Here is a 26,632-nt window from a genome sequence, read left to right on the forward strand (position 1 = left end):
GGCCGAGCAGAGATTGGTCGGAGCGACGGTCAGGGTCTGACCGTTGTCCGTACCGCAGGCACCGTTGACGGCGTTCGCAGTGAACGAGGCGGTGATGGTGCAGTTGGCGGTGATCGCACCGGTGGTGTAGGTGCTGCCACTCTGCACGCTGGGCGAGCAGGTATCGCCAGTGACCGAGGCGATTGAATAGCCGGTCAACACAGACACAGTGAACGTGGTCGATTGACCTTGCTGCACAGGCGACTGCGCCGGTGCGGAGATGCTGCCGCCGGTGCCGCTGAGAGTCGTCGTGACTGTGTAGGACGGAATCGTGCCGAACGTCGCGCTGACCTGACAGTCACTTTTCACGCCGGGCGGAATCGTGTAGGTGTTGGTGGCAGAGTTGAAGGTGCCGGCCGCTGCGCCCGCGTTGCCGCAGTTGTCGGTCACGGTCGCCTGGTTGCCGGTGGCGGGCGTGACGGTGAACACGACGGCCTTGGTCGTCGAAACGGTCTGCACGGTGGACGGAGTGATCGAACCGGAGCCGGTCGAGTTCGGTGTGACGACCCAGCCGAGCGTGACGACCTGGCCGTCATGATCGGAAGTGCGCACCGCCGTGCCGGGCTGGGTCAGGGTGAGCGAGGCAACGGACGTGTCCGAATTGCCGCGGCCGCTATCGACCGAGACGAAGTCGCCTTTGCCCACGTCGGTAAGCAGGATGTGATCGATTTCCTGCAGGTAGCCGCCGAAGTTGTACGAGTAGTGCTGCGCCTGCGCCACCGTGCTGCCGGTGTCGAACATGACCGGGGTCGGCCGCACGTAACCGTTGCTCGGCGGATAGACGCTGTGCGAAGCGGTCGCATCGACCGTGCCCATGATCGTGCCGGTGACGTCGACGTAGCCGTCGCTGAATTCGTAGGCGTTGAAGTCGCCGAGCACGATGACCGGCGTGGTCGCATCGCCAGTGATCGGGTAGGGATTGGAGGTCACGTTGCCGGCGGAATCCTGACGTGCATTGCCGGCCGCCGAGCCCGGTGCGGCGGGATCGCAGTCGACCGCCATACCCGTGGTCTGCAGGGCCTGCACGATGCACGCAACCTGCTCGGCCTGCACGCGGCGCTTCTGGCCGACGTAGTCTTTGCCGGCGGCGCCGAGGCTGCCGAGCGAGCGGTCGTAGATCGCCAGTACGCGGAAATGGTAACCCTGGTATTCGGCGTCGAGCAGCACGGGCGGACGGTCGTTGAGCAGGCAGGACGTGCCGCTGCTGCAGGCTGAGGTCGTCGTGTTGAGATAGAGCTGGGTCACCGAGTTCACGGTCACGCCGGCGCGCACGAAGATGCCGATATTGATGCCGCCCGGATCGTTGCCCTTGAGCAGATAAGGCTGATAGGCGATCGAGGAATCGTCGCCCTGAATCTTTGCGGCGAGGTCGCGCATCACGGTCAGATTCTCCGCTTCCTGCACGACTTGCACGGTGGGCGCCTTCAGTATGGTGCGGATCTGCAGGGACATCTTGCTCAGGCGCGTTTGGTATTGCGCCGGCGTCGGGCAGGTATCGTCGGCGCCTCCGGCGAGCGGGGTGTTGAGGCCGCTGAGGTTGCCGGCGACGTCGGATGGCTGGGCCAGGCAGCGATCGGTGTAGACGGAGGTGTCGACGCCGTCGAAAGAGGCGTTGAAGAAATGCAGCATGTTCTGCGTGCCGACACGCAGCTTGCCAGCGGTCGGATCCGGCACGGCGACCGGGTAGGTCGGATCGCCGACCAACTGCAGGTCGGCACCGGTGCGCGGATACAGCTCATAGGTCGGATCGGGCATCGTGGCCGACTGGTAACCCTGGATGATGCCGGTCAGGCGAATTTTCTGGCCGCCGCTGTAAATGCCGCCGGCCGGCATGTTCGCCGCTTGCGGCAGGCTGGCTGGCGTCACGCCGAGGCCCGGGTAGTAGACCTGGACGAGTTCCGGGGCGCCCCAGAAGGTCGGTATGTTGACCGTGCGGTTCGCATCGTTGGCGAGGATGCCTGCCTTGCGGAACGAACGCGCATCGCCGGCGACCGCGTAGAAACCGCTGTTCGGCGTGGCCGGCGACGGCGTGATGCCGCTGTTCGCGGTGGTATAGGTCGGCGCATTGACAGTGCCGTTGCTCATCGTCACGAGCATGCCGTCGAGACAGGCGAAGTTGGCGGCCTGGTAGCCGTCGTTGCGCGTCTGGCCGTCGGCCGAGGGCACGACGATGTTCGAGCCGGTTCCGGTGCAGATGCCGCTGCTCGAATCGGTGTTCGGCAAGTTGAGGCTGAGGTCGTAAGCGGCCGGCACGGGATTGCCCGAGCTCAGGACCGTGTACGAAGGACCGCCGGCGATTTCGGTCGAGCCGCTGAATTCCTGTATGCGACCCACGACCACGACCGAGTCACCGACCGCAACGGCCGGCGCGCTGCCGCTGCCGGTGTAGACGTAGATGCCGTCCGAGGTCGTCAGGTCGTTGTCGCCCTGCGCATCCTGCATGAAGAAGCCGGCCGGGCCGACGGCGGTGACGATATTCTGGCGTCCCGTGGTCGGCGTGCGGATATATGCGGTGCCGAGGGTCGTGCCGGTTCCCGCGTAGGAAGAACGCGAGCCGTGGCCCTGGATGTCCATGATCGTTGCCGGCGTCACCGTGCGCACGCTGATCGAGATCGCGGTGGCGGCCGCAGTGCGGCTCTGGTCGTCGGTGACGGTGATCGGCAGCGACTTGGTGCCGGTCGCGGTGCCCGGATCGATAGTGGCGCTGAAGGTGTAACTCAGATTGCCCAAACCGTCCGTGCTCGAATAAGTGAACGCCTGATTGGTCGCGCCCGGGACGATCGCGGAAATGTCCGCGGCGACGACGGCGCTCGGCGAAGTGAACGTGCTCGCCGGGTTGGTGCCCGGCGTAACCTTGATCGACAGCGTCACGGCGTCACCGGGCGAGGCCGTATTAGGCGTTGCCGTGCCAGTCGCGGCGGGATTGGTCGACGCGCCACCGCTCGGGTTGGCGGTCACGGAGAAATCGTCGATAGCCAGACCGTCGTCGGAGCCGGGATCGTCGATGTCGACCCAGCGCAGCCAGATTTCCTGGCCGGCCGGAATATTAACGGTCAGCGTGCTGCTCAGATTGGTGCGGTTCGCCGGATCGTTGCCGTCGAGCGCCGCGGCGGTGGCATTGGTTACCGGGCTGGTGAAGTCGAGCGCGGTATACGCCGTCCAGCCGGTGGTCGGGGCATTGATGCCCGTGACGGTGCCGGCCGCGCCGATTTGATATTGAAACTGCAGTTTCTGCGCTGTGGCATTGGCCACGCGCCACTCTTCGCCGGTGTACTTGATCGCCAGCGAGGTGATGGCGACGCCGGTATTGTTGACCAGGCGAACGCCGTAGTAATAGGTGTTGCTGCCCGAAGCGACCGAACCGAGGGCGCGGTCGGTGGCCGGATTCACGCCGGCGACGCCGAAGCTGTAGAGCGAGCCGGTATTGCTCGATCCGTTGCCGGCCGAGTAGACCGCCGCGGCGGTCGGCGAGCGTGTGTAGTACCAGCCCGGCAGCGTGCTGTTGTCGGTCCAGGTGTTCGTGGTTCCGCTGGACGCTAGGCTGTTGAAGTCCTGCGTATACGCGGTGTTGACGGCGCTGATGCTGACTTGCGCGAGCGCCAGAGTCGGCGCGAGCAATGCGATCGCGGCGAGAAGTGCGAGATTGCGACAGTGCGAAAACGCACGAGCAAAAAAAGAAAAGCGGACGCCAGGCATGGCGCCTTGATGTGTAAGCATGGATTTTTCCCCGGTAAGTGTTGACTGCCCGTACCCACATTCTCAGCACTATTTGTTACAGCAGGCAACAGGCAGATTGTGGATTTTCGTTCATCGTTGTAAGTGTCGGCAGGCGGGAAACGAACGCGATTCGCCGACTTCGGCCGCGCCTTGTGTGAAAATCGGCGCCCTCCAGTCAGTCCGGGAACAGCATCGCAGATGGGCATCAGCGACAACCGCCGCGAACTCGAAGCCGGCATCGAAACCGATCTGCGCGATCGTCTGAGTTACGGCGGCTATCTGCAGCTCGACCGGCTGCTGTCCGCGCAGAAACCCCTGTCGAGCCCGCCGCATCACGACGAAATGCTGTTCATCGTCCAGCATCAGGTGTCGGAGTTGTGGCTCAAGCTGATGATCCACGAGCTTGGCGCGGCGATCGAATGCCTGCGCTCCGACCGGGTCTGGCAGTTCGGCAAGATCGTCGCGCGGGTCAAGCAGGTGCTGCGTCAGCTCACCGAGCAGTGGTCGGTGCTGGAGACACTGACGCCAGCCGAATATCTCGAATTCCGCGACGTGCTCGGGCCGTCGTCGGGCTTTCAGTCGCTGCAATACCGCGTCGTCGAGTTCTTGCTCGGCAACAAGAACGCGATGATGCTGCGCGTGTTCGAGCACGACGCGGCGGCGCACGCGCGCCTGCAGGAAGTGCTGCAGGCGCCGAGTCTGTACGACGAGTTCCTGCGCTATCTCGCGCGCTGGGGCCACGCGGTGCCAGTGCGCAACATCGAGCGCGACTGGCTGCAGCCGCACGTGTCCGACAGCGAACTGCTGCCTGTGTTCGAGCGCATCTACGAGGACACGAACCGCTACTGGCGCGAATACGCGCTGTGCGAGGACCTGGTCGATCTCGAAACCCAGTTCCAGCTTTGGCGTTTCCGCCATATGAAGACCGTCGAGCGCATCATCGGCTACCGCCGCGGCACGGGTGGATCGTCGGGCGTCGGCTTCCTCAAGAAGGCGCTGGAACTGACGTTCTTCCCCGAACTGTTCGAGGTGCGGACAACCATCGGCACCCATCGGGCGCCCTGACGGACCGGCACCGAATCCCGCAGCGCGGCATCGGTTTTGTTTGACGCGCGAATGGCGAAGCGGTTACATGTTCGTTTTTCGCGGCGCCGTCGACAGTTCTGCTCGTCATTCCCGCGAAGGCGGCAATCCCGTTTCTGATCTCGCCGCTCCTTCGGGAGCGCAAGAAAGACGAGCCGGATTCCCGCTTTCGCGCGAGCGACAGCGAGAGGATTCGGGCGCTACCCAACTCACATCGCGCAACAGACGCGAATCGAAACGGAGCAAGACATGGCAGCAACCGGGGCAGGGGCGGTAGGAACGACGAGCGGCGACGCGGCCGCCGACGTGGCGGCGGGACGATTGACGTTCCCGGAGACACTGGGCCATCCACGCCCATTGTGGATGTTGTTCATGACCGAGTTCTGGGAGCGCTTCTCGTTCTACGGCATGCGCTGGGCGCTTGCGCTCTACATCGTCGCCCAGTTCTACAACGGCGACGCGAGCGGCGAGAAGCCGGCGAGCAACATCTACGGTGCTTATCTCGCGCTCGTCTACGCGGCCGGCGTGTTCGGCGGCTACATCGCCGACCAGTTGATTGGCCATCAACGCTCGATCCTGGCCGGCGCCATTGTCATGGGCGCGGGCCTGTTCGTGATGATGCTGCCGAAGATGGACCTGATGCTGCTCGGCCTGGCCCTCGTCATCATCGGCAACGGCTTGTTCAAGCCGAATATCTCGACCATGGTCGGCCAGCTTTACAGCCAGGGCGACAATCGGCGCGACGCTGGATTTTCCCTGTTCTACATGGGCATCAACGTTGGCGGCTTCGTCTCGCCGATCGTCACCGGCTGGCTCGCCGGCTGGCTCACCGACACGCCGATGCAGCAGAACTACAAGGCGGTGTTCTTCGCGTCCGGCATCGGCATGATCCTGTGTTGGCTCTGGTTTTGGTTCGGCCGCAAGCAGCTTCAGGGCGTCGGCCAGTCCGCGCAGACCTCGCTGAGCCCGCGCAACCTCGGTCTCGTCGCCGGCTATCTCGTCGTCGGCGTGCCGGTCATGTACTACCTGCTCGCCAAGCTCGGCGCCGAAGCGCTGGCCTGGATCCTCGGCATCCTCTTTATCGGCCTCGCCGCGATGCTGCTCATCGAAGGCATGCGTGAAGGCGCGGTCGCGCGCGACAAGGTGATTGCGATGCTGATCATCTTCGTTTTCAACGTGATGTTCTGGATGTTCTTCGAGCAGGCCGGCTCCTCGTTCAACTTCCTCGCCCAGAACATCGTCGATCGCATGTTCGGCAGTTGGGAATTCCCGGTCGCCTGGTTCCAGTCGGTGAATTCGCTCGCGATCATCACCATTGCGCCGATCATCGCCGGCATCTGGGTCTGGCTCGGCAAGCGCAACGCCGAGCCGTCGATCGCACGCAAGTTCAGCCTCGGTCTGATCTTCAACGGCCTTGCCTTCCTGCTGCTGATGTTTGCGCTGACCTATCTCGTCAACGCCAAAAGCCTGATCCCGTTCTGGACGCTGTTCATGGTCTACGTGATTCAGTCGGTCGGCGAGCTGTGCCTGTCGCCGATCGGTCTGTCGATGGTGACCAAGCTCGCGCCGGTGCGCTACGTCGGCTTCGCGATGGGCGGCTGGTTCCTGTCCACGGCGAACGGCAACAACCTATCGGGCATCTTCGCCGGCATCGTTTCGGGCGATACCGGCATGACCACCGCATCGGCTCTGTCGGGCTACACCTTCGGCTTCTGGGCGCTGGTCGTCGCGGGCGTGCTGTTGCTGCTCGTCGCGCCGCTGATCAGCAAATTGATGCACGGAGTGAAGTGACGCAGGGATTCCTGCGCCTGCTCGGTCGTAGCCAAGGAAGGCCGACGCAGCGTGGCGAGTAGCGCAATGCCGGGGCGCCGGCTTCTTCGCCGGTATCGGAAGAAAGATTGAAGCGAGGGCCGGTGAAAGTCCCGGCCCATTGTTTAAGCAGCCTTACAAGTGCATCCGCTGCGGCGGGATTTTTCCGCGTTAGTGCCGCTCGTAGACTTGCCTCCGTCTTATCCCCACGGAGTCGCGACATGCAAATGCGTAATCTGGGCCGCAACGGTCCGCAAGTATCTTCCATCGGCCTGGGCTGCATGAGCCTGGGCATTGCCGACGTGTATTCGAGCGGCCTGCGCGACGATGCGGGCGCGATTGCCTTGATCCGGCATGCGCTCGATCGCGGCATGACCATGCTCGACACGGCGAATATTTACGGCGATTCGGAAGCCAAGGTCGGCAGGGCAATCCAGGGGCGCCGTGACGACGTGTTCGTCGCGACGAAATTCGGTATCGTCGTCGCCGGCGACCGGCCCGGCAGCAACGAAGGCGTCGACGGTCGTCCCGAATATGTGCGTGCGCAGTGCGAAGCGTCGCTGCAGCGCCTCGGCCTCGACCATATCGATCTTTACTACCAGCACCGCATCGATCCGGCGACGCCGATCGAAGAAACGGTCGGGGCGATGGCCGAACTGGTGCGCGAGGGCAAGGTGCGCTGGCTCGGCCTGTCCGAAGCCGCGCCGGAAACGGTGCGCCGTGCGCATGCGGTACATCCGATCTCCGCGGTGCAGACCGAATATTCGTTGTGGAGTCGCGAGCCGGAAGAGGCCTTGCTGCCCGTGCTGCGCGAACTCGGCATTGCCTTGGTCGCCTACAGTCCGCTCGGACGAGGCTTTCTTGCCGGCCGCTTCAAGCACAAGGATGATCTGGCGGCGGCCGACTGGCGCCGCGGCAATCCGCGGTTTTCTGACGCGAATTTCGACAAGAATCTTGCCCTGGCCGAACGCGTCGCCGAAGTCGCAGCGGAAAAAGGCTGTACGCCGGCGCAACTGGCTCTGGCATGGCTGCTCGCGCAAGGCCATGACGTGTTGCCGATCCCGGGTACCAGCAGTGTCGCTCGTCTGGAAGAAAACATCGCCGCGGACGCGATCGAGCTGTCGCCGGCCGAACTCGCGCGTATCGCCGCCGTTGCTCCGAAGGGCGCCGCGGTCGGTGAGCGCTACCACGAGAGCGGCATGAAACTCCTCAACGCCTGATCTTTGGGTTTGAGTTGGCGCCGCGTTGCCCGCAATGGGCGGCGCGGCGAATCTTCAGCGCGCAATCTCTTCCAGTTCCGCCTGCCAGAGGCGTTCGAGGATGCGCGTCAGCCAACGCTGCTCTTCCGTACTCAGGTGCGCGAGCAGACGACGTTCGTGTTCGAGCGCGAGCGGCGCCACTTCGTCGTAGACCTTCCAGCCTTTCGCCGTGAGCTGCAGTACGGACTGGCGCTTGTCGTGCTCGGCGATGCGCCGGCGCACGCGTCCCGCGGCAATCAGGCCCGATAGCGCGCGGCTCACCGCGACCTTGTCCATCGCGGTGCGTTCGGCGACTTCGCGTGCCGACACGCCTTCATAGCGGCCGAGCACGGCCATCACTCGCCATTCCGTGATCGACAGCGCGAACTGGCGCTCGTAGCAGTCCGCGATCGCCTGGCTGACGGTGTTCGACAAGACCGACAGCCGGTACGGCAGAAACTGCTCCAGTTCGAGGACGTGATGCTTGGTCGTGGGCTTCGTATTCATCGGCGGCGAATCCGCTTGCAATTGGTTTCAATTGAAACTAGTGTATTGCAATCGTCCATTGATTGCGAAGATCGAGAGCGCCCGCTCCCGGCCTTCCTCCCCAACAACAGCAGGCCGGCGGGCCGCGTGGAGCATGCCATGAATGCACAACTGAAAGCCGGCGCGCAGCCGGTGATGTTCGAGAATCCGATGGGCATCGACGGCTTCGAGTTCGTCGAATTCGCCTCGCCCGAGCCGGCGAAGCTGCACGAGCTGTTCCGCAACCTCGGCTTCGTCCAGGTCGCGCGGCACAAGACTCGGCCGATCTACAACTACCGCCAGGGCGACTGCACCTTCCTGATCAACGAAGATCCGGATTCGTTCGCTGCCGACTTTGCCAAGAAGCATGGCCCGTGCGCCTGCGGCTTCGCGATCCGCGTGTCCAAGCTCGCCGAGTGGGTGCGCGTGCAGGCGCTGAAGAACGGCGCCAAGTCGATCGAGAACAAGGAAACGTCGAAGGCCGTCGCCGCTCCCGTGATCGAGGGCATCGGCGGCTGCATGCTCTACATCGTCGATCGCTACGACGAGAAGGGCACGATCCACGACCCCGATTGGGAATGGCTGCCCGGCGCCGAGATGATGCCGCGCGGTTTCGGCCTCACCTTCATCGACCATCTCACCCACAATCTCTATTTCGGCAACATGGGGAAATGGGCGGATTACTACGAGCGCCTGTTCCAGTTCCGCGAGATCCGCTACTTCGACATCAAGGGCGCGAAGACCGGCCTGCTGTCGAAGGCGATGACCGCGCCGGACGGCATGGTGCGCATCCCGCTCAACGAGTCGTCCGATCCGAAGAGCCAGATCAACGAATACCTCGATCAGTACAACGGCGAGGGCATCCAACACATCGCCTGCTTCACCGACAGCATCTACGAGACGATTGAGGCAATGCGCGCGCGCGGCATCGAGTTCCTCGACACGCCGAACGCGTACTACAGCGTGATCGACCAGCGCATTCCGAACCACGGCGAAGACGTGGTGCGCATGAAGCAGAACAAGATCCTGATCGACGCCGATCCGGAAACGAAAAAGAAGCTGCTGCTGCAAATCTTCACCAAGAACTGCGTCGGCCCGATCTTCTTCGAGATCATCCAGCGCAAGGGCAACACCGGTTTCGGCGAAGGCAATTTCCAGGCCCTGTTCGAGTCGATCGAACGCGAGCAGATGGAGCGTGGAGTGCTGTGAGTGCACTGAAATATCAGTCCGGCTTCGGCAACGAATTCGCGACCGAAGCGGTCGCGGGCGCGTTGCCCGAAGGCCGCAATTCGCCGCAGCGCGTAGCGCACGGTCTCTATGCCGAGCAGCTCTCGGGCACGGCGTTCACCGCGCCGCGCCATACGAACCGGCGCAGTTGGCTGTACCGCATACGCCCGGCGGCGGTGCATGCGCCGTTCGCTTTGCGCAACGGTGGAAAATTCCATAACGCCTTTGACGAAGCGCCGGCGACGCCGAACCAACTGCGTTGGGATCCGTGGCCGTTGCCGAGCGAGCCGACGGATTTCATCGACGGCCTGATCACTGTCGCCGGCAATGGCGGCGCGCCGACGCAGCACGGTATCGGTATCCATGTCTATGCAGCGAACCGCTCGATGCAGGGCCGCTATTTCTACGATGCCGACGGCGAACTGCTGGTCGTGCCGCAGCTTGGGCGCCTGCGCCTGGCGACCGAATTCGGTGTGATCGAGATCGAACCGCAGGAAATCGCCGTGATCCCGCGCGGTGTGCGTTTCCGTGTCGATCTGCTCGACGGCGAGGCGCGCGGCTACGTCGCGGAAAACTTCGGCGCTTTGCTGCGCCTGCCCGACCTCGGCCCGATCGGCTCGAATTGTCTGGCCAATGCGCGCGATTTCCTGACGCCGGTCTCCGCGTACGAAGATCTGGAAGGGGACTTTGAGCTGATCGCCAAGTTTCAGGGCCATCTGTGGTCGGCGAAAATCGATCATTCGCCGCTCGACGTCGTCGCCTGGCACGGCAACTACGCACCGTACAAATACGATCTGCGCCGGTTCAACACGGTCGGTTCGATTTCCTACGACCATCCCGACCCGTCGATCTTCACCGTGCTGACCTCGCCGAGCGATACGCCCGGCACGGCGAACATGGACTTCGTCATCTTCCCGCCGCGCTGGCTCGTCGCCGAAGACACGTTCCGTCCGCCGTGGTTCCATCGCAATATCGCGAGCGAATTTATGGGCCTCGTGCACGGTGCCTACGATGCGAAGGTCGGCGGCTTCGTGCCGGGCGGAGCGAGCCTGCACAATTCGATGAGCGGGCACGGCCCCGACGCGGCAAGTTTCGACAAGGCGAGCGAGGCGGACACAGCCAAGCCGCATCACATCGTCGATACCATGGCCTTTATGTTCGAGACGCGCGCGGTGATCCGTCCGACCACGCAGGCGCTGGAATCGCCGCAGTTGCAGCGCGACTATTACCAATGTTGGCAGGGGCTGAAGAAACATTTCCGCCTTCCGCAGAATTGACAAGGAATCCTCGGCAATGAAATTGGCAAGTCTCAAAGAAGGCGGCCGCGACGGCACGCTGATCGTGGTCAGTCGCGATCTCACGCGCGCGGTGCGCGCGACCGACATCGCGCATACCTTGCAGCGCGCGCTCGAAGACTGGCACAACGCCGCGCCGCGCCTGCATCGCGTCTATGAACTGCTCAACGACGCAGCGCGCGCGCAGACGATCAACGGCGAGTCCGTGTTCGCACTCGACGTGGTCGCGCTCGCCGCGCCGTTGCCGCGTGCCTACGAATTCGTCGACGGCAGCGCTTATCTGCCGCACGTCGAGCGCGTGCGCCGCGCGCGCGGTGCCGAGGTGCCCGAGAGTTTCTATGTCGATCCGCTTATGTACCAGGCGGTCAGCGCCGGCTTTTACGGTCCGCGCGACGCGGTGCGTGTCACCAGCGAGGAATACGGCATCGATCTCGAAGCCGAAATCGTCGTCGTCACCGACGACGTGCCGATGGCCGCGACGAGCGCGCAGGCGGCGGCACATATCCAGTTGGTCGGCCTGGTCAACGACGTCAGCCTGCGCAACCTGATTCCGGGCGAACTGGCCAAGGGGTTCGGCTTTCTCCAGTCCAAACCGCGTTCGGCGCTGTCACCGGTGTTCGTGACGCCGGACGAACTCGGCGAGGCTTGGAAGGACGCGAAAGTGCATCTGCCGCTGACCTCGCACATCAACGGTCAGTGGTTCGGTGCGCCCGAGGCCGGTGACGACATGCAGTTCTCGTTTGCCGATCTCGTCGCGCATGCGGCGAAGACGCGGCCGCTGTCGGCCGGCACGATCGTCGGCTCCGGCACGATCGCCAATAAGGACGAAGGCAAAGGCGCGTCGTGCCTGGCCGAGCGGCGTACGCTCGAAACGATCCGCGACGGCAAGCCGTCGACGCCGTTTCTCAAGTTCGGCGACACGGTGCGTATCGAAATGCTCGACCGCGCCGGCACCAGCATCTTCGGCGCGATCGAACAGAAGATCGAGCGCGCCTGAAGCGCGCTCGCGATCGACGACGATCGCGCTTACAGATTCGGCATCTCGAAGGTATCGAGCATCGGCGTTTCCTCTGTGCCTTCGCCGAGGCGGATCTTGAGCGCGAGTCCGTCGCGCGAGTCCGCTTTCGACAATGCCTCGTCGAGATCAATGCGCCCTTCGCGATAGAGCTTGAGCAGGGCCTGGTCGAAGGTCTGGGTGCCTTCGGACAAGCTGCGGTCCATCGCTTCCTTCATTTCGTGCACTTGGCCGCGGCGGATCATGTCGCGGATGTGCGGCGTGTTGATCAGCACCTCGACTGCGGGAATGCGCTGACCGTCCTTGCCGAGAACCAGACGCTGGCCGATCACCGCGCGCAGATTGAGCGACAGGTTCAGCAGCACGTTGCGGTGCGCACCTTCTGGGAAGAAGTTGAGGATGCGTTCGAGCGCCTGGTCGGCGTTGTTCGAGTGCAGCGTGGCGAGGCAGAGGTGGCCGGTTTCGGAGAAGGCGACCGAGGCCTCCATCGTCTCGGAATCGCGGATTTCGCCGATCATGATGACGTCGGGCGCCTCGCGCATCGCGCTCTTGAGCGCGTCGCGGAAGGTGTGCGTGTCGAAGCCGACTTCGCGCTGATTGACGATCGATTTTTTGTGCTGATGCAGGTACTCGATCGGGTCCTCGATGGTGAGGATGTGGCCCGGCGAATTCGTGTTGCGGTGATCGATCATCGAGGCCAGCGTGGTCGACTTGCCGGAACCGCTGGCGCCGACGACGAGCAGCAGGCCGCGCGGTTCCATGATCAGCTCGTTGAGCACCGGCGGCAGCTGCAGTTCCGCAATGCTCGGCACCGTGCTCTTGATCGCACGGATGACCATGCCGATCTCGCCGCGCTGGCGGAAAATGTTGACGCGGAAGCGGCCGACGTCCTTGAGCTGGGTGACGAGGTTCATCTCGAGGTCGCGTTCGAACAGGGCGACCTGCTTCTCGTCCATCATCGAGTAGGCGATGCGCTTGACCAGTCCCGACGGCATGGCGGCGCTGCCGAGCGGCGTGAGTGAACCGGAAATCTTGATATTGATCGGAGCGCCGGTGGACAGAAACATGTCCGAGGCGTTCTTTTCGTTCATCAAATTGAGGAAATAGCTGATATCCATCCGCTGACTTCTGCCCCTGTTGCCTTGCGACCCGATATGGCCGTTGCCATCATGCCTGCGCTTTGTGGACAATGCGCGAACCGACGGCGAGCCTTTTTTACCTGCGAAATGATATGACAACCCTGCGTGCCATTGCCCTGACGGGCTTCTCCGTTTTTGTGACCTGCATCGCAGGCTGCGCGCAGACCAAGCCGCCGCTCGCCGAGATGCAGGAGGCGTCGCGGCGCGTGGAGACGGCGCGCGATGCGGGCGCGTCGACTTACGCGCCCTCCGAATTGCGCGCGGCGCAGGAGCGTCTCGGTCAGGCGCGCGCCGCGATGAAACAGGAGGATTACGACCAGGCGGCGCAGCTCGCTGACGAGGCGCGCGTCGCGGGCGAGCTCGCCCAGGCCAAGACGCGGCTCGGCAAGGCGCGCGAGCGAGTCGACGCCAGAACGCGCGAAAATGCGCAGTTGCGCAGCGATCTGTCGGTGCCGGCCGAGCCGAAACAGGAGGGGTTTCAGTGAAAGTCGGGATGCGGAATTCGGGATTCGGAATGCGGGTCGCGCGGACTCTGGCGCTGGCGTCGGTGCTTGCCGTCTCCGTCAATGCCTGGGCGGCCAAGGACGATCCCGACTATGACCGCCTGCGCGGCCAGCTCAATCAGTTGACCAACGACCGCACGCTCGGGTCGCTGGCACCGGCCGAGATCGCCCTCGCCGAACAGGCCTTGGGCAACCTCGCCGAGTTCGGCGGCAAGCGCAAGCTGCACGACCACTACGTTTTCCTCGCCGAGCGCCGCATCGATATCGCCTACGCCGCGGCCCAGGCGGTCGTACAGGAGCGCAAGATGCAGGCGCTCGATCGCGAGCACGACCAGATTCTGATCGCGGCGAGCCGGCGCGACGCCGAGCAGGCGCGGCTCGAACTCGAACGGCAGCGCATCCAGAGCGCCGCCCAGGCGGAAGAAGCCGAACGTCTGCGCGCCGAGGCCGACGAAGCGCGCACGCAGAGCGAACAGACTTCCAAGCAGGCCGAAACGGCGAAAAAGCAGGCAGCCCAGGCGCGCAGACTCGCCGATGCGCAGGCGCGCGAGGCCGAACTGGCGCGCAAGGAAGCCGAACTTCTCGCGGCGAGCGGCGCCAAACCGGCCGCTGGCGCCGCCAAGCCGGCTCCGACCGCGGCGCCCGCCGCCAAGGCCGCGCCAATCACCCTCGGCGAGGGCGCCTTTGCCCCGGGCCAGGCCGTACTCAAGGCCCCCGGCACCGCGCAGATCGGCAAGATCGCCGCGGCCGCAACAAACAAGTCGGTACGCATCGAGGCCTATGCGAATGACGGCGGCAACGCGAAGGGCAATCTCGCCCTGTCGCAGCAGCGCGCGCAGGCGATTCGCGATGCCCTGGTTGCCGCCGGCGTGCCGGCCAAGCGCATCACGACGGTCGGCGCCGGGCTTAAGGCAGGGGCCTCGCGCGGCGCCGTCGCGACCTTCTCCGACCACTGATCCGCCCTTCGCCCGGCCAGGGTTGCGCGGCCGGGCGCAAAGGAGTAGGTTGGAACTGCCGGGTCTCGTCCTGAGCGGGGCTCGGTATCCGAGCCCATGAGTGCAGCCATCGCCTTCCATCGCGCCTGCACTTCACCCGTCGCGGTGAAGCGTTCTTGGTATGCGCTCTCGGCTCCCTTTCCTGATCTTGCGCAAACTGCTTTCCGGTCCCGTGGCCCGGGCGACTCCGGCTTGCGCCTACGAAAGAGGAGATTGGCCGATGTTTGAAGACCGCCAGAAAAATGAAGTCGACGCCCTCCTGGCCAGCGACGCGGAGTTTCGCAGCCTGTACCGGCATCACAAGGATCTCGATAAGAAAGTGCACGATGCCGAAATCGGCGTGCTGCCGATGGACAGCATGACCCTGATGACGATGAAGCGCGAAAAACTGCGCGCCAAGGATCGTCTCACCGAATTGTGGGACCGTCACCAGGCGATGCACTGACGGCCGCCGCACGAACTCAAAATCCCGGCGGCGCAGGGGCGCGACGGATCGCACCCGCCCTATAGGACGCAGTACCTGGCGCCATCCATCGCGCCCCTGCGCCGCCATGCGACTTCCGGCGAGGCCGAGTGCCTGATTGCAACGGCCCGGTCGGATGCTCTCCTGTATCATTGGCGGCCCCATCGTCGGCGTTCATGCCGGCAGGCGCATACAGGAGTTTTCATGGCCGTACACCGCAGCGTGCTCGAGCTGATCGGCGAAACGCCTATCGTTCGCGCGCAACGTCTCGACGCGGGCTCTTGCGAGCTTTATTTCAAGCTTGAGAGCGCCAATCCCGGCGGTTCGATCAAGGACCGCATCGGTCTGTCGATGATCGAGGCCGCGGAGAAGGCCGGCAAGATCAAGCCCGGCGACACCCTCGTCGAGGGCACGGCCGGCAATACCGGCATCGGTCTGGCCCTGGTCGCTCAGCAAAAGGGCTATCGGCTGATCCTCGTCGTGCCCGACAAGATGAGCCGCGAGAAGATTTTCAACCTAAAGGCGATGGGGGCCGAAGTCGTGCTGACGCGCTCGGACGTCGCCAAAGGCCATCCGCAGTATTACCAGGACTTGGCCGAGCAGCTCGCGAAGGACACACCGGGCGCGTATTTCATCAATCAGTTCGGCAATCCCGACAATCCCCGTGCGCATGAGGAGAGCACAGGCCCCGAGATTCTGCGCCAGATGGACGGCAAGCTCGACGCGATCGTGTTCGGCTGCGGCTCCTCGGGCACGATGACGGGCCTGTCGCGGCATTTCGCCAAGGCCGCGCCGAACGTCGAACTCGTGCTCGCCGATCCGGTCGGTTCGATCCTCGCCCAGTACATCAACGAAGGCACGCTGTCGACCAAGTCGGCGAGCTGGATGGTCGAGGGCATCGGCGAGGATTTCCTGCCGTCGATTTCGGATTTTTCGCGCGTGAAGAAAGCCTATGCGATCAGCGACAAAGAGAGCTTCCTCGCCGCGCGCGAACTGCTCGCGAAGGAAGGTATCTTCGGCGGCTCTTCGACCGGCACCCTGCTTGCCGCGGCGTTGAAGTATTGCAAGGAACAGACGACGCCGAAGCGTGTGCTCGTTTTCGTCTGCGACACGGGCAACAAGTACCTGTCGAAGATGTACAACGACTACTGGATGCTCGACAACGGCTTCCTCGAACGCCAGCACTACGGCGATCTGCGCGACCTGATCCTGCGGCCGTATTCGCAGCGCGATACTGTCGTCGTCGGTCCGGCCGAGCCGCTCGTCACCGCGTACCAGCGCATGAAGCTCTACGACGTCTCGCAGCTACCAGTGATGGACGGCGACCAGATCGTCGGCATCGTCGACGAGTCGGATGTGTTGCTGCACGTGTACGGCGACGAATCGCGCTTCCGCGATCCGGTGTCGACCGCGATGGTCGGCAAGCTGCAGAAGCTCGACGTGAAGTCGCCGATCGAGGCGTTGCTGCCGGTATTCGACGCCGGCCATGTCGCCATCGTCGTCGACGGCGACAAGTTCCTCGGCCTGATCACGCGCATCGATCTGCTCAATTACTTGCGTCGCCGCGTGCAGTGAGACGTTTCGGCGATCGTCCCGATCTCGAAAGTCGGGCTGGTTCGGGCGTCCTTCGCATTGATGATGCGGCTGTCGCCGATCGCGAAGACCGCAAAGCAATGATGCGTGACCGTACTTTCCAAAGAAAAGCCAATCCATGACCAAGTCAAGCAAATCCCTCGGCCTCGGCACGCGCGCCATCCATGCCGGCCAGTCCCCGGACCCCTCGACCGGCGCGATCATGACGCCGATCTACGCGACTTCGACCTACGTCCAGTCCAGCCCCGGTGTGCACAAGGGCTACGAATACAGCCGCACACAGAATCCGACGCGCATGGCCTACGAGCGCTGCGTCGCCGACCTCGAAGGCGGTACACGCGGCTATGCGTTCGGCTCTGGCCTCGCCGCGGCGAGCACGGTGCTCGATCTGCTCGATTCGGGCAGCCATGTGATCGCGATGAACGATCTCTACGGCGGCACCTACCGGTTGTTCGAGCGCGTGCGCCGACGCAGCGCGGGGCTCGATTTCACGTTCCTCGACCTCAACGATCAGGCTGCGCTGAAGGCCGCGCTGAAGCCGAACACGCGCATGATCTGGGCCGAGACGCCGACCAATCCGATGCTGACCTTGGTCGACCTCGCCAAAGTCGGTGCGTTCGCACGCAAACATGGTCTGATCTTCGTCGTCGACAATACGTTTTGTTCGCCGATGCTGCAGCGGCCGCTCGAATACGGCGCGGATCTCGTCCTGCATTCGGCGACCAAATACCTCAACGGCCACTCCGACATGGTCGGCGGCATCGTCGTCGCGGGCGAGAATCATGAACTCGCCGAGCAGATGGCGTTCCTGCACAACTCGGTCGGCGCAATCGCAGGTCCGTTCGACGCGTTTCTCGCGATGCGCGGACTCAAGACCCTGCATTTACGTATGCGCGCGCACTGCGCAAGCGCGATGGAACTTGCCGGCTGGCTGGAAAAGCATCCGGCGATCGAGCGCGTGATCTATCCAGGGCTCAAATCGCATCCGCAACATGCGCTGGCGAAGAAGCAGATGGATGGCTTCGGCGGCATCATCAGCGTGGAAGTTCGCGGCGGCCTGCGCAAGGCGAGGCGCGTGCTCGAGCGCTGCGAGCTGTTCGCACTGGCCGAATCGCTTGGCGGTGTCGAAAGCCTGATCGAACATCCGGCGATCATGACCCATGCGTCGATCCCGGCGGCGAACCGCAAGCGCCTCGGCATCAGCGACGGACTGATCCGTCTCTCGGTCGGCGTCGAAGACGTGCACGACCTGCGCGCGGAGCTGACGACGGCGTTAAGCTGAGAAGAAACCGGGTCGGCCGGCGCAGCGATTGCTGCGCCGCAGCTGAAACCCGGGGTAAAATGCCAAATTCAGCGGTTGGGGGCCGCAAATATCGAATTTCCTTGGATGTAATCGGAGCTTTATGAGCCAGAAGAAGGTTGCCCTCGTCACGGGCATTACGGGGCAGGATGGCGCTTATTTGACTGAACTGCTGCTCGCCAAGGGCTATGCGGTGCACGGCCTGCGCAGGCGCGCATCGCTGTTCAATACGGATCGCATCGATCATCTCTACCACGATCCGCACAACAAAGGCTTCGATCTGACCCTGCACTACGGCGACCTGACCGATTCGTCGAGTCTGATCCGCGTCGTGCAGGAAGTTCAGCCGGACGAGATCTACAACCTTGCGGCGCAGAGTCATGTCGCCGTTTCGTTCGAGGAACCGGAATACACGGCCAATTCGGATGCGCTCGGCGCGCTGCGCCTGCTCGAAGCGATCCGCATCGCGAAGCTCGAAAAGAAGACGCGTTTCTACCAGGCCTCGACCTCCGAGCTGTACGGCCTCGTGCAGGAAATTCCGCAGAAGGAAACGACACCGTTCTATCCGCGCTCGCCGTATGCGGTGGCCAAGCTGTACGCGTACTGGATCACGGTGAACTACCGCGAAGCGTACGGCATGTACGCGTGCAACGGCATCCTGTTCAATCACGAATCGCCGGTTCGCGGCGAGACTTTCGTCACGCGCAAGATCACGCGCGCGCTGGCGCGAATCAAGCTCGGCCTGCAGGAATGCCTGTATCTGGGCAACCTCAATGCCTTGCGCGATTGGGGCCACGCGCGCGATTACGTGGAAATGCAGTGGCTTATGCTGCAGCAGCAGGCCGCTGAGGACTACGTCATCGCGACGGGCCAGCAGCACTCGGTGCGGGAATTCGTCGATCTCGCGGCGAAGGAGATCGGTATCGGCATCCGTTGGCAGGGCGTCGGTGAGGAAGAGAAGGGCTACGACGAGGCGAGCGGAAAGTGCATCGTCGCCGTCGATCCGCGCTACTTCCGGCCGGCTGAGGTCGAGACATTGCTCGGCGATCCGAGCAAGGCCAAGCAGAAGCTCGGTTGGGAGCCGCGCACGACGTTCCAGGAACTGGTCGCCGAGATGATGCGCGAGGATCTCAAGGAAGCGCAGCGCGACGAGCTGGCGCGCCAGAACGGGTTCAAGTACTTCAACTACAACGAGTGAGACGACGGCTCATGATCCCCGTATATCAGCCGTTCTTCACCGGTCGCGAGAAGGAATACGTCAACCAATGCCTGGACTCGACCTGGATCTCTTCCAAGGGTGAGTTCATCGGCAGGTTCGAAGCCGGTTTCGCGAAGTACATCGGATCGCCTCACGCCACAAGCGTATGCAACGGCACCGTCGCGATCCATCTCGCGCTCGAAGCGGTCGGAATCCGCCCGGGCGATGAGGTGATTGTGCCGTCGCTGACCTATGTCGCTTCGGTGAACACGATCTTGCAGACCGGCGCCAAGCCGGTTTACGTCGACTCGCTCGAACACTCCTGGCAGATCGACCCGGAAGACGTGCGGCGCAAGATCACGCCGAAGACCCGTGCCGTGATGGCGGTCCATCTATACGGTTTGCCTTGCGACATGGACAGCCTCGTGCGCATCTGCGAAGAGCACAAGCTGCTCTTGATCGAGGACTGTGCGGAAGGATTCGGAACCTATTATCGCGGCCAGCACGTCGGTACGTTCGGCGATATCGCGACCTTCAGCTTCTTCGGCAACAAGACCATCACGACCGGCGAAGGCGGCATGGTCGTGGCCAAGGACAAGGCGGTGATCGAGCGCGCCTACCATCTCAAGAACCAGGGCGTTTCGCCCGCGCGCGAGTACTGGCACGACATCGTCGCCTACAACTACCGCATGACCAACATCTGCGCGGCGATCGGCTTGGCCCAGCTCGAAAGCGCGGAGTCGATTATCGCGAAAAAACGGCAGGTCGCGGACTGGTACCGCGAAGCGCTGCGCGGGTTACCGCTGAAATTCCACGACGAGCTGCCGGACACGGTCCATTCCTACTGGATGTGCTCCATCGCCGTCGACGATGCCGCCGACAGGCAGCCGCTGCGCGATCATCTGAAAGCCGCCGGCGTGGAGACGCGGCCGGTTTTCCATCCCTGCCACACCTTGCCGCACTGCGCGGCGGAGGGACATTTCCCGGTTGCGCAGTCGTTGTCGGCGCGCGGCATCAATCTGCCGAGTTATCCCGCGCTGACGGCGGCCGAGGTCGGCGAAATCTGCGGTGCGATTCGCACCTACTTTGAAAATAGTTCGAGAGCGGCGGGATCGAAGTCTGCCGAAGCGCAGCGCTCCGCCGCGGTCGCCTCCGCGATCTGAGCGATGGCCGGCAGCTACTTCAGAGGCATATGGGCGGCCCGCCATTTCTGGGTCCACTTGGCCATGTCGGATCTTCGCTCGCGCTGGCGAAGATCTTTCTTCGGCATATTGTGGACGCTGATCCAGCCCTTGGGCATGACCTTGCTGATCTCGTTCGTGTTCAGCAATCTGCTCAATACGCCCATCAAGGGCTACGCTCCGTACATCCTGTCGGGAATTGTGGTGTGGGACTTCGTCGCCGCGTGTGCGGTCGGCGGCTCGCTCTCGTTCGTCCAGGCCGACGCGTACATAAAGCAGTACGGCCATCCGCTGGCGATCTATACCCTTAGGACGGTGCTGACGAATCTGGTCGTTCTTCTGCTGGCCAGTCTCGGCTTGGTGATTTGGGTATTGCTGGCGATGCCGGAGAATTTCGGCTGGCCCTGGTTGGCGGCGTTGACGATTTTCCCCATCGTCGCGCTGATCATGTGGCCTACGTCGACTTTGCTCGCTTATGTCGCGACGAGGTTTCGCGATCTCCCTTATGCGATGACGCTGATCCTGCAGGCGATGTGGTTCGTTTCTCCGATTTACTTCGAGGCGAAGGCGTTTCGCAACGGCAAGTTGGATTTTCTCGTCGACTACAATCCTCTATACCATTTGTTGCAGATCGTGCGTGCTCCGCTTCTGCAGGGTGAATGGCCGACCGCAGAAAACTACGCCTACTGTTTCGGCCTGATCGTCGTGCTGTCGCTGATAGCTTGGGTGTGCGGGCGCCGTGCAGAGAAGAAAGTCATTTTCTATCTATGAGCACTCTCATTTCCCTGAAAAATGTCGACCTGTGCTATGCGTCGACCGCTTTCAAGGAGCGGTCGCTGAAGACCGCTCTGGCCAAGTTATTCAGCGTTGGAAAAGAAAAGGTCGAGGTGCAGGACATCAAGGCGCTGAAGAACGTCAGTGTCGATATCAGCTCCGGCGAACGCGTGGGTTTGCTCGGCCATAACGGCGCGGGAAAAAGTACGTTTCTCAAAGTGGTCGCAGGGCTTTATCCGATCTCTGCAGGGACGCGGTCGGTGCAGGGCATCGTGCGCTCGATGTTCGACCTCAGCTTGGGTTTCGAGCCCGATGCGACCGGAAGGGAAAACATTCTCTATCGCGGGTTGCTGCTCGGGCTCACGCCGAAATTCATGCGCGGCATCGAGGATGAAGTGGTCGCGTTCGCCGATTTGGGCGAATTCATCGATTATCCGATCAAGACGTATTCGGCGGGTATGCTCGTGCGCCTGGCGTTTGCGATTACCACGGCGGTCGGCGGCGACGTATTGCTGCTCGACGAAGTGATCGGCGCCGGAGACGCCAATTTCATGGTCAAGGCCAAGCAGCGCATTCGCGAATTGATAGAGAATTCCGAAGTTCTTCTGCTGGCCTCGCACGACTTCGTCACTTTGCGCGCCACCTGCGAACGCGGCTTGGTGTTTCATCACGGCGAACTGCGCTTCGACGGCCCGATGGAAGAAAGCATCACCACTTACAAGCGATTGAACGGACTGGCGTGATGAGCGACAAACCCCTGCGCGTAATGTGGTTGCTGAATCACACGTCGGCGCGAAAGTTCGAAGTGCCGATGTTGAAGCGAATCGGTGTGAAGGAAATCTTCCTGCCGAAAAAATATCTTCCGGACATCGAGTTCCGTTCCGCATCCGTCACCTACGAGGAAGATGCGAACCTGACGATTCCGGCGGACGATCTTGCGATACTCAACGAGCAGGACTGGTACTGCTCTCCGTCGAAGCAGGCATGGGACATCGCGAACAAACACTTCGACGTCCTGTTCTTTATCTTCTACAAGCCGGAAATCCTCACCAGCATCGCCAATAATTTCAAAGGCGTCGCGTTGTGGCGCACGTATGGCGTTGCACAAGGTGTCACCTACGACAGCATCTTGAAGATGATGTCACCGAACGAGGGTGTATACAAATTCAAGTCGATGGGGCGGCGCATCTGGTTTGCAGAGGCGTATCCGCATCTGCACAAGGTCGAGCCCGACTACATCGCGCGCCGTCGTCTGTACCTGCCGCTCGGCTTGGCCAATACGGAGGTCAACGATCGCTGGACTGGTGGGGATGCGAAGATTTTCTTCGTCTGTCCCAATATCGCGACCAACGACTACTATGAAAAAGTATACAACGACTTCAAAAAATCGTTCGGTGATCTTCCGCATGCGATAGGTGGGACGCAGGCGATCGATCCGGGCAAGCCCAATGTACTGGGCTTCGTGCCGCAGGAAGTGCACGAAAGAAACATGAGAGAGTTCCGGCTCATGTTCTACCACTCGACCGAGCCGAACCATATTCACTATCACCCGTTCGAGGCGGTTCGTGCGGGAATGCCGCTCGTGTTCATGGCCGGCGGCCTGCTCGACCGTTTGGGTGGTAAGGGTTTGCCTGGGCGCTGCAAGACGATCGAAGACGCGCGACGGAAAATAAAGCGGCTATTGGACAACGACCGCGGCCTGATCGAGGAAATCTGCAAGAGCCAACTCGTGTTGCTCGATCCGATGCGGGCCGACAATTGCGTGGACGCGTGGCGAGAGGGCATGCGCGCGGTCGTCGAAGATCTTCAGGCAGGCCGCGAAAATCAGCCTGCGCTCATCACTCGAAAAAAGCGCATAGCTGTCATCATCCCGGTGGGCTATCGCGGCGGCACTTTGCGCGCGGCCAAATTGCTCGCACAGGCGATTTCCGTCGGTAGTCGGCAATTCGGCGAAGACGCGGAAGTGGTGCTCTTGCATCTCGACGATCGCACCTTGTATCCAGACGAGGAATTCGACGATCTTCCAGAAGGCGTCGCCAGGCGGCCGTACGCATGGAGCACGCTGGACGGCATTGAAGCGCGGCGGGCGATGCGCTTCGCCGGGCATGAAGGATGGGAGCCCCAGTCGCTGCTCTACATCAGTCCGAGTGATGGCGTTGCCGACCTGTTGGATTGCGATCTGTGGATTGTTGTGTCTGACCGGCTTTCCATGCCTTTGCTCCCTTTACGCCCATATTTTCTGATGGTCTACGACTATCTGCAGCGCTACGTCTCCATCATGTCGCCTGGTGCCGACCAGACATTTCTTGCCGCCGCGCGCCGCGCCGCGGGGGTGATGGTGACAACCGAGTTCACCTATCGCGATGCGTTGCAGTACGCAGGCGTGCCGGGCGAAAAGCTATTCAAATTACCGATGCTCGCTCCTGCCTATTCAAAATTGGAGTCAGTAAAGGATCAAGCGGTCGAAGAAAGAGACTATTTTCTCTGGACGACGAATGCCGCCCCGCACAAGAATCACGAGCGCGCGATCGAAGCTCTCAAGATCTACTATGAAGAACTCGACGGACAGCTGAAGTGTGTCGTTACCGGCGTGAATACCGCGGGTTTGATGAAGAACCCACCGTCGCACCTGCAGAAATGCGCGGAATTGTTCAACAGCAGCAAGGTTCTGAAGAAGCGGGTGCGCTGGCTCGGTGAGCTTGGGGAAGGAAGCTACCGCAAGACCTTGGCGGGAGCAGCGTTCCTCTGGCATGCCGGAAGCATGGACAACGGCACTTTCAGCGTGGTGGAGGCGGCGGCATTCGGTGTGCCGGCGTTGAGCAGCGACTATCCGGCGATGCGGGAAATGGATACCCAGTTTTCGCTCAACCTCGAGTGGATGGACGCCACGCGGCCGAGAAATATGGCTGAGATTCTGAAAGCGATGGAGGCCACCTGGCGGGAGAGAAAGAATCTTCTGCCGTCCAAGGACGTTCTCGCAAAGCAGTCGATCGACGAGTTGGCCGGCGAATATTGGAAGGTGGTGCGCGAATGTCTGTGAAACGATATGGCATGTACCTGGCTTACCCGCCCACCGTCGATCTTCGGCATGACGGCCTCGGGCGATACATGGCGTCGTTTCTCAAAGGAGCGGAGGACAGGAAGGATCTGCACTTCGTTCTGGTCTGCCCGAGTTGGGCGAAGGAAGGGTTGCAGGCGCTGTTCAAGACAGAGGGCGTCACCGGCAGCTTCGAGCTGATCACGCCTGTCGGCAAGCCGGTCATCCTGCGCTGGTACGAAGCGTATGTGCGCTACAAGAATCGAGTGCGCAATCGCAGTCTTTGGTACCGCGTGATTTCGTCGTTGACGCACCGGCTGAATTGGTGGGTCAGCCATATCGAGCGTCGGCTCGGTAACGCCTATTCTGTCTTCGCACTGCTTCCAGTGTTTCTCGAACTGGCGGTGTTCGGAGTGTTGTTTCTGCTGCTCGCAGCGCTGTTGAGTCCGATTCTCCTGATTGCCGTCGTCGCGTTTGCGGCTGTTGTCGGCTTGAAGCGCGGTGTGCGTGCGGCCACGGCCTTCGTGCGACAAGAGGCGCTGAAACGGGCGAAGGGGATCGGCGTTGCCCAACTGCAGTATCTTGCCTCCCGCTTCGGCGCATTGCTGCATGCGCCAAAAGACAACGAGTGGGTGCTACAGCTCTACAAGTACATGGAGGAGGCAGAAAGCGAAAGAATGCTTCGCCTCATTCACGGCATGAAAGACGTCCGTGCATGGTACAGCCCTTCTGCATTCTGGCCGGCGTTCAACAAGATTCGATCGCCAAAGCTCATGTGCGTGCCTGATGTCGTCCTGACGGAATTCCCCGTGACGTTCTCGAAGACCGGCGGCAGTCGATATTTGAAGTCGTTCGAGGCCGTCGAGGAGGCGATACGCGGCGGCCAGAACTTCGTCACCTATAGCGACGCGATCAAGTACGGAACGTTGGTCGAACGTTATGGCGTTCGTCCGCAAGACGTCACCACCATCCTTCATGCGCCGAGCGATCTCAGTCGGTGGGTCAGTGTGAAGAACGTCGCCGACGGCGGTGCGACGGAACGGTTCTACTGCAAAATACTCATACGCAGTGCGTTGGCCAGGTCTTCCGTGCCGGGCTACTCGGCGGAGTTCCTGAACTCTTCGTTCAAGTATCTCTTCTATGCCACACAGTTCCGTCCGAACAAGAACCTGACGGCGCTGATCACGGCTTACGAATACTTGCTCAGGAAGCGTCACATTGGACATAAATTGTTGCTGACCGGCAGTCCGCAGGAGTTTTCTCCTGTGCGCGAGCTGATCGAGAAGTTTTCGTTGCAAAACGATGTGCTGTGTCTCTACAAGCTGCCGGTGCATGAATTGGCGGCCTGCTACAAGCTGGCGGATCTTGCGGTCAATCCGAGCTTGAGCGAGGGCGGCTGTCCGTTCACCTTCACCGAAGCCCTGTCGGTCGGCACTCCGGTAGTGATGGCGCGGATTCCGGTGGCCGAGGAAGTTCTTACCGACTCTGAATTGCAGGCGGCGACCTTCTTCGAGCCCTACGATTGGCGCGACATGGCCAAACGCATCGAATGGGCCATCGAGCACCGCGATGCGTTGCTGCAGCTGCAAGCCAAGACCTATTCCGTTTTGGCGAAACGGACCTGGGGCGACGTGGTCAACGAGCATATCGATGCGCTGGAGCGCATCGCCGACGCGGGCAAAGAACAAGCGCTGCCCGGCGCTGCAAATCGTTTGCGCGTGGCATGAAGACGCCGGCAGGGCTGGTAATCTTCGGTTTCGGCGGGCATGCCCGCAGCGTCGCCGATGTGGCATTGGCTGCGGGTATATCGAAGCTGTTGTTCGTCGATGCGAATGCACGCCAAGGCGAATCTTTCCAGGATTTCGAGGTGCTCGCCGCCTGGGGTCGATCCATGCCGGAAGGCTGGGCTGTCTTCAGCGCCTCCGGCAATGGCGACACGCGTCAGCGCCAGATCGGAGAATTCCGGCAAGCGGGCTTCCCGATCGCGACCTTGATTGCGCCCAATGCGACCCTCGGTGTCGGCAGTTACATCGGCGAAGGTACTTTCATCGCGCGTTCGAGTCATGTCGGCCCCGCTGCGACGATTGGCGAAGGTTGCATCGTCAATACCGGAGCCATCGTCGAACACGAATGCGCAATCGGCGATTACACGCATATTTCGGTAAACGCTACGATTGCGGGACGTAGCCGAATCGGCAATTTCTGTATGATCGGCGCAGGGGCCACCGTTATCGATAGTGTGACGGTTTGCGACCGAGTCGTAGTCGGCGCGGGTGGACTGGTGCATCGCTCCATCGCCGCCGCGGGTACATACGTCGGCGTACCTGCAAGAACCTTGCGTAAGGACGCTTGATTCTTTGATCAAGGAAACTCGGACAGGCTGAGATGCTTCCGAGGAAAAATTTTGTCCGCGTGCTGGACGCGCAAGCAGAAGCGTCGCGACGGACGATTTGCAATTCTCGACGATATTTTGCCGGCTTGGCCGGACCGAACTGGCTTAG

21 protein-coding genes are annotated in these 26,632 nt (G+C 62.1%); 18 read left to right on the plus strand and 3 right to left on the minus strand.

From position 1 onward, the window contains the following. Positions 1 to 3,756, minus strand: a 3,756-nt coding sequence (locus FFS30_RS12835; protein WP_212742473.1) for a hypothetical protein, incomplete at its 3' end; no start/stop codon positions are given. Positions 3,757 to 3,954: 198 nt separating this feature from the next. Between FFS30_RS12835 and FFS30_RS12840 the strand changes: the two genes are divergently transcribed. The 3 genes from FFS30_RS12840 (at position 3,955) to FFS30_RS12850 (ending at position 7,868) form a co-directional block, all read left to right on the plus strand. After that, positions 3,955 to 4,821, plus strand: a complete 867-nt coding sequence (locus FFS30_RS12840) for a tryptophan 2,3-dioxygenase family protein (RefSeq protein ID WP_137913578.1) — start codon at positions 3,955 to 3,957, stop codon at positions 4,819 to 4,821. Positions 4,822 to 5,088: 267 nt separating this feature from the next. Continuing rightward, positions 5,089 to 6,630 (plus strand): oligopeptide:H+ symporter, encoded by a 1,542-nt coding sequence (locus FFS30_RS12845; protein ID WP_137913579.1) that lies wholly within the window; start codon positions 5,089 to 5,091, stop codon positions 6,628 to 6,630. A gap of 239 nt (positions 6,631 to 6,869) precedes the next feature. Further along, a complete protein-coding gene (locus FFS30_RS12850) occupies positions 6,870 to 7,868 on the plus strand; it encodes an aldo/keto reductase (protein WP_137913580.1) in 999 nt (332 codons plus the stop codon). A 54-nt stretch (positions 7,869 to 7,922) separates the two neighbouring features. On the opposite strand, the gene FFS30_RS12855 is transcribed toward FFS30_RS12850, so the two are convergent. Continuing rightward, on the minus strand, positions 7,923 to 8,393 hold the full coding sequence (locus tag FFS30_RS12855; protein ID WP_137913581.1) for a MarR family winged helix-turn-helix transcriptional regulator: 471 nt from the start codon (positions 8,391 to 8,393) through the stop codon (positions 7,923 to 7,925). Between the two features lie 138 nt (positions 8,394 to 8,531). Here FFS30_RS12855 and hppD point away from each other — a divergent pair, with 138 nt between their 5' ends. The 3 genes from hppD to FFS30_RS12870 are packed head-to-tail and all read left to right on the plus strand — an operon-like array spanning position 8,532 to position 11,930. Further along, entirely contained in the window at positions 8,532 to 9,620 is a 1,089-nt protein-coding gene (gene hppD / locus FFS30_RS12860; protein ID WP_137913582.1) for a 4-hydroxyphenylpyruvate dioxygenase, read from the plus strand. Beyond that, complete coding sequence (gene hmgA, locus FFS30_RS12865) at positions 9,617 to 10,915, plus strand: homogentisate 1,2-dioxygenase (protein WP_137913583.1); 1,299 nt, start codon at positions 9,617 to 9,619, stop codon at positions 10,913 to 10,915. Before hppD ends, hmgA begins: the two co-directional genes overlap by 4 nt. Before the next feature lie 16 nt (positions 10,916 to 10,931). Continuing rightward, positions 10,932 to 11,930: a fumarylacetoacetate hydrolase family protein gene (locus FFS30_RS12870; RefSeq protein ID WP_137913584.1), complete on the plus strand. Its 999-nt coding sequence runs from the start codon at positions 10,932 to 10,934 to the stop codon at positions 11,928 to 11,930. A gap of 29 nt (positions 11,931 to 11,959) precedes the next feature. Here FFS30_RS12870 and FFS30_RS12875 read toward each other — a convergent pair whose 3' ends face one another. Further along, the gene (locus tag FFS30_RS12875; protein ID WP_137913585.1) at positions 11,960 to 13,066 is read right to left on the minus strand and encodes a PilT/PilU family type 4a pilus ATPase; all 1,107 of its coding nucleotides are present in this window, start codon (positions 13,064 to 13,066) and stop codon (positions 11,960 to 11,962) included. Positions 13,067 to 13,137: 71 nt separating this feature from the next. Between FFS30_RS12875 and FFS30_RS12880 the strand changes: the two genes are divergently transcribed. The 12 genes from FFS30_RS12880 to FFS30_RS12935 all read left to right on the plus strand — a co-directional run bounded on the left by FFS30_RS12880 (position 13,138) and on the right by FFS30_RS12935 (position 26,484). Next, entirely contained in the window at positions 13,138 to 13,572 is a 435-nt protein-coding gene (locus tag FFS30_RS12880) for a DUF4398 domain-containing protein (RefSeq protein WP_137913586.1), read from the plus strand. A gap of 29 nt (positions 13,573 to 13,601) precedes the next feature. Further along, the gene (locus FFS30_RS12885) at positions 13,602 to 14,546 is read left to right on the plus strand and encodes an OmpA family protein (RefSeq protein WP_171014596.1); all 945 of its coding nucleotides are present in this window, start codon (positions 13,602 to 13,604) and stop codon (positions 14,544 to 14,546) included. A gap of 259 nt (positions 14,547 to 14,805) precedes the next feature. Continuing rightward, on the plus strand, positions 14,806 to 15,030 hold the full coding sequence (locus FFS30_RS12890; protein ID WP_137913588.1) for a YdcH family protein: 225 nt from the start codon (positions 14,806 to 14,808) through the stop codon (positions 15,028 to 15,030). A gap of 222 nt (positions 15,031 to 15,252) precedes the next feature. After that, positions 15,253 to 16,623, plus strand: a complete 1,371-nt coding sequence (locus FFS30_RS12895; protein WP_137913589.1) for a pyridoxal-phosphate dependent enzyme — start codon at positions 15,253 to 15,255, stop codon at positions 16,621 to 16,623. A gap of 136 nt (positions 16,624 to 16,759) precedes the next feature. Beyond that, entirely contained in the window at positions 16,760 to 17,923 is a 1,164-nt protein-coding gene (locus tag FFS30_RS12900) for a PLP-dependent aspartate aminotransferase family protein (RefSeq protein ID WP_137913590.1), read from the plus strand. A 121-nt stretch (positions 17,924 to 18,044) separates the two neighbouring features. Continuing rightward, complete coding sequence (gmd, locus tag FFS30_RS12905; RefSeq protein WP_137913591.1) at positions 18,045 to 19,139, plus strand: GDP-mannose 4,6-dehydratase; 1,095 nt, start codon at positions 18,045 to 18,047, stop codon at positions 19,137 to 19,139. Positions 19,140 to 19,150: 11 nt separating this feature from the next. Beyond that, complete coding sequence (locus tag FFS30_RS12910; protein ID WP_137913592.1) at positions 19,151 to 20,302, plus strand: DegT/DnrJ/EryC1/StrS aminotransferase family protein; 1,152 nt, start codon at positions 19,151 to 19,153, stop codon at positions 20,300 to 20,302. Positions 20,303 to 20,305: 3 nt separating this feature from the next. Then, the gene (locus tag FFS30_RS12915; RefSeq protein WP_137913593.1) at positions 20,306 to 21,091 is read left to right on the plus strand and encodes an ABC transporter permease; all 786 of its coding nucleotides are present in this window, start codon (positions 20,306 to 20,308) and stop codon (positions 21,089 to 21,091) included. After that, complete coding sequence (locus FFS30_RS12920; protein WP_212742474.1) at positions 20,980 to 21,837, plus strand: ABC transporter ATP-binding protein; 858 nt, start codon at positions 20,980 to 20,982, stop codon at positions 21,835 to 21,837. The genes FFS30_RS12915 and FFS30_RS12920 overlap by 112 nt, the downstream gene beginning before the upstream one ends. Then, the gene (locus tag FFS30_RS12925) at positions 21,837 to 24,134 is read left to right on the plus strand and encodes a glycosyltransferase (protein ID WP_137913594.1); all 2,298 of its coding nucleotides are present in this window, start codon (positions 21,837 to 21,839) and stop codon (positions 24,132 to 24,134) included. The genes FFS30_RS12920 and FFS30_RS12925 overlap by 1 nt, the downstream gene beginning before the upstream one ends. 11 nt (positions 24,135 to 24,145) lie before the next feature. Beyond that, a complete protein-coding gene (locus FFS30_RS12930) occupies positions 24,146 to 25,858 on the plus strand; it encodes a glycosyltransferase (protein WP_171014597.1) in 1,713 nt (570 codons plus the stop codon). Further along, a complete protein-coding gene (locus FFS30_RS12935) occupies positions 25,855 to 26,484 on the plus strand; it encodes an acetyltransferase (protein ID WP_137913596.1) in 630 nt (209 codons plus the stop codon). The genes FFS30_RS12930 and FFS30_RS12935 overlap by 4 nt, the downstream gene beginning before the upstream one ends. The last annotated feature ends 148 nt before the right edge of the window (positions 26,485 to 26,632 follow it).

This window comes from Rudaea sp. 3F27F6, assembly GCF_005503555.1.
Lineage (GTDB): Bacteria > Pseudomonadota > Gammaproteobacteria > Xanthomonadales > Rhodanobacteraceae > Rudaea.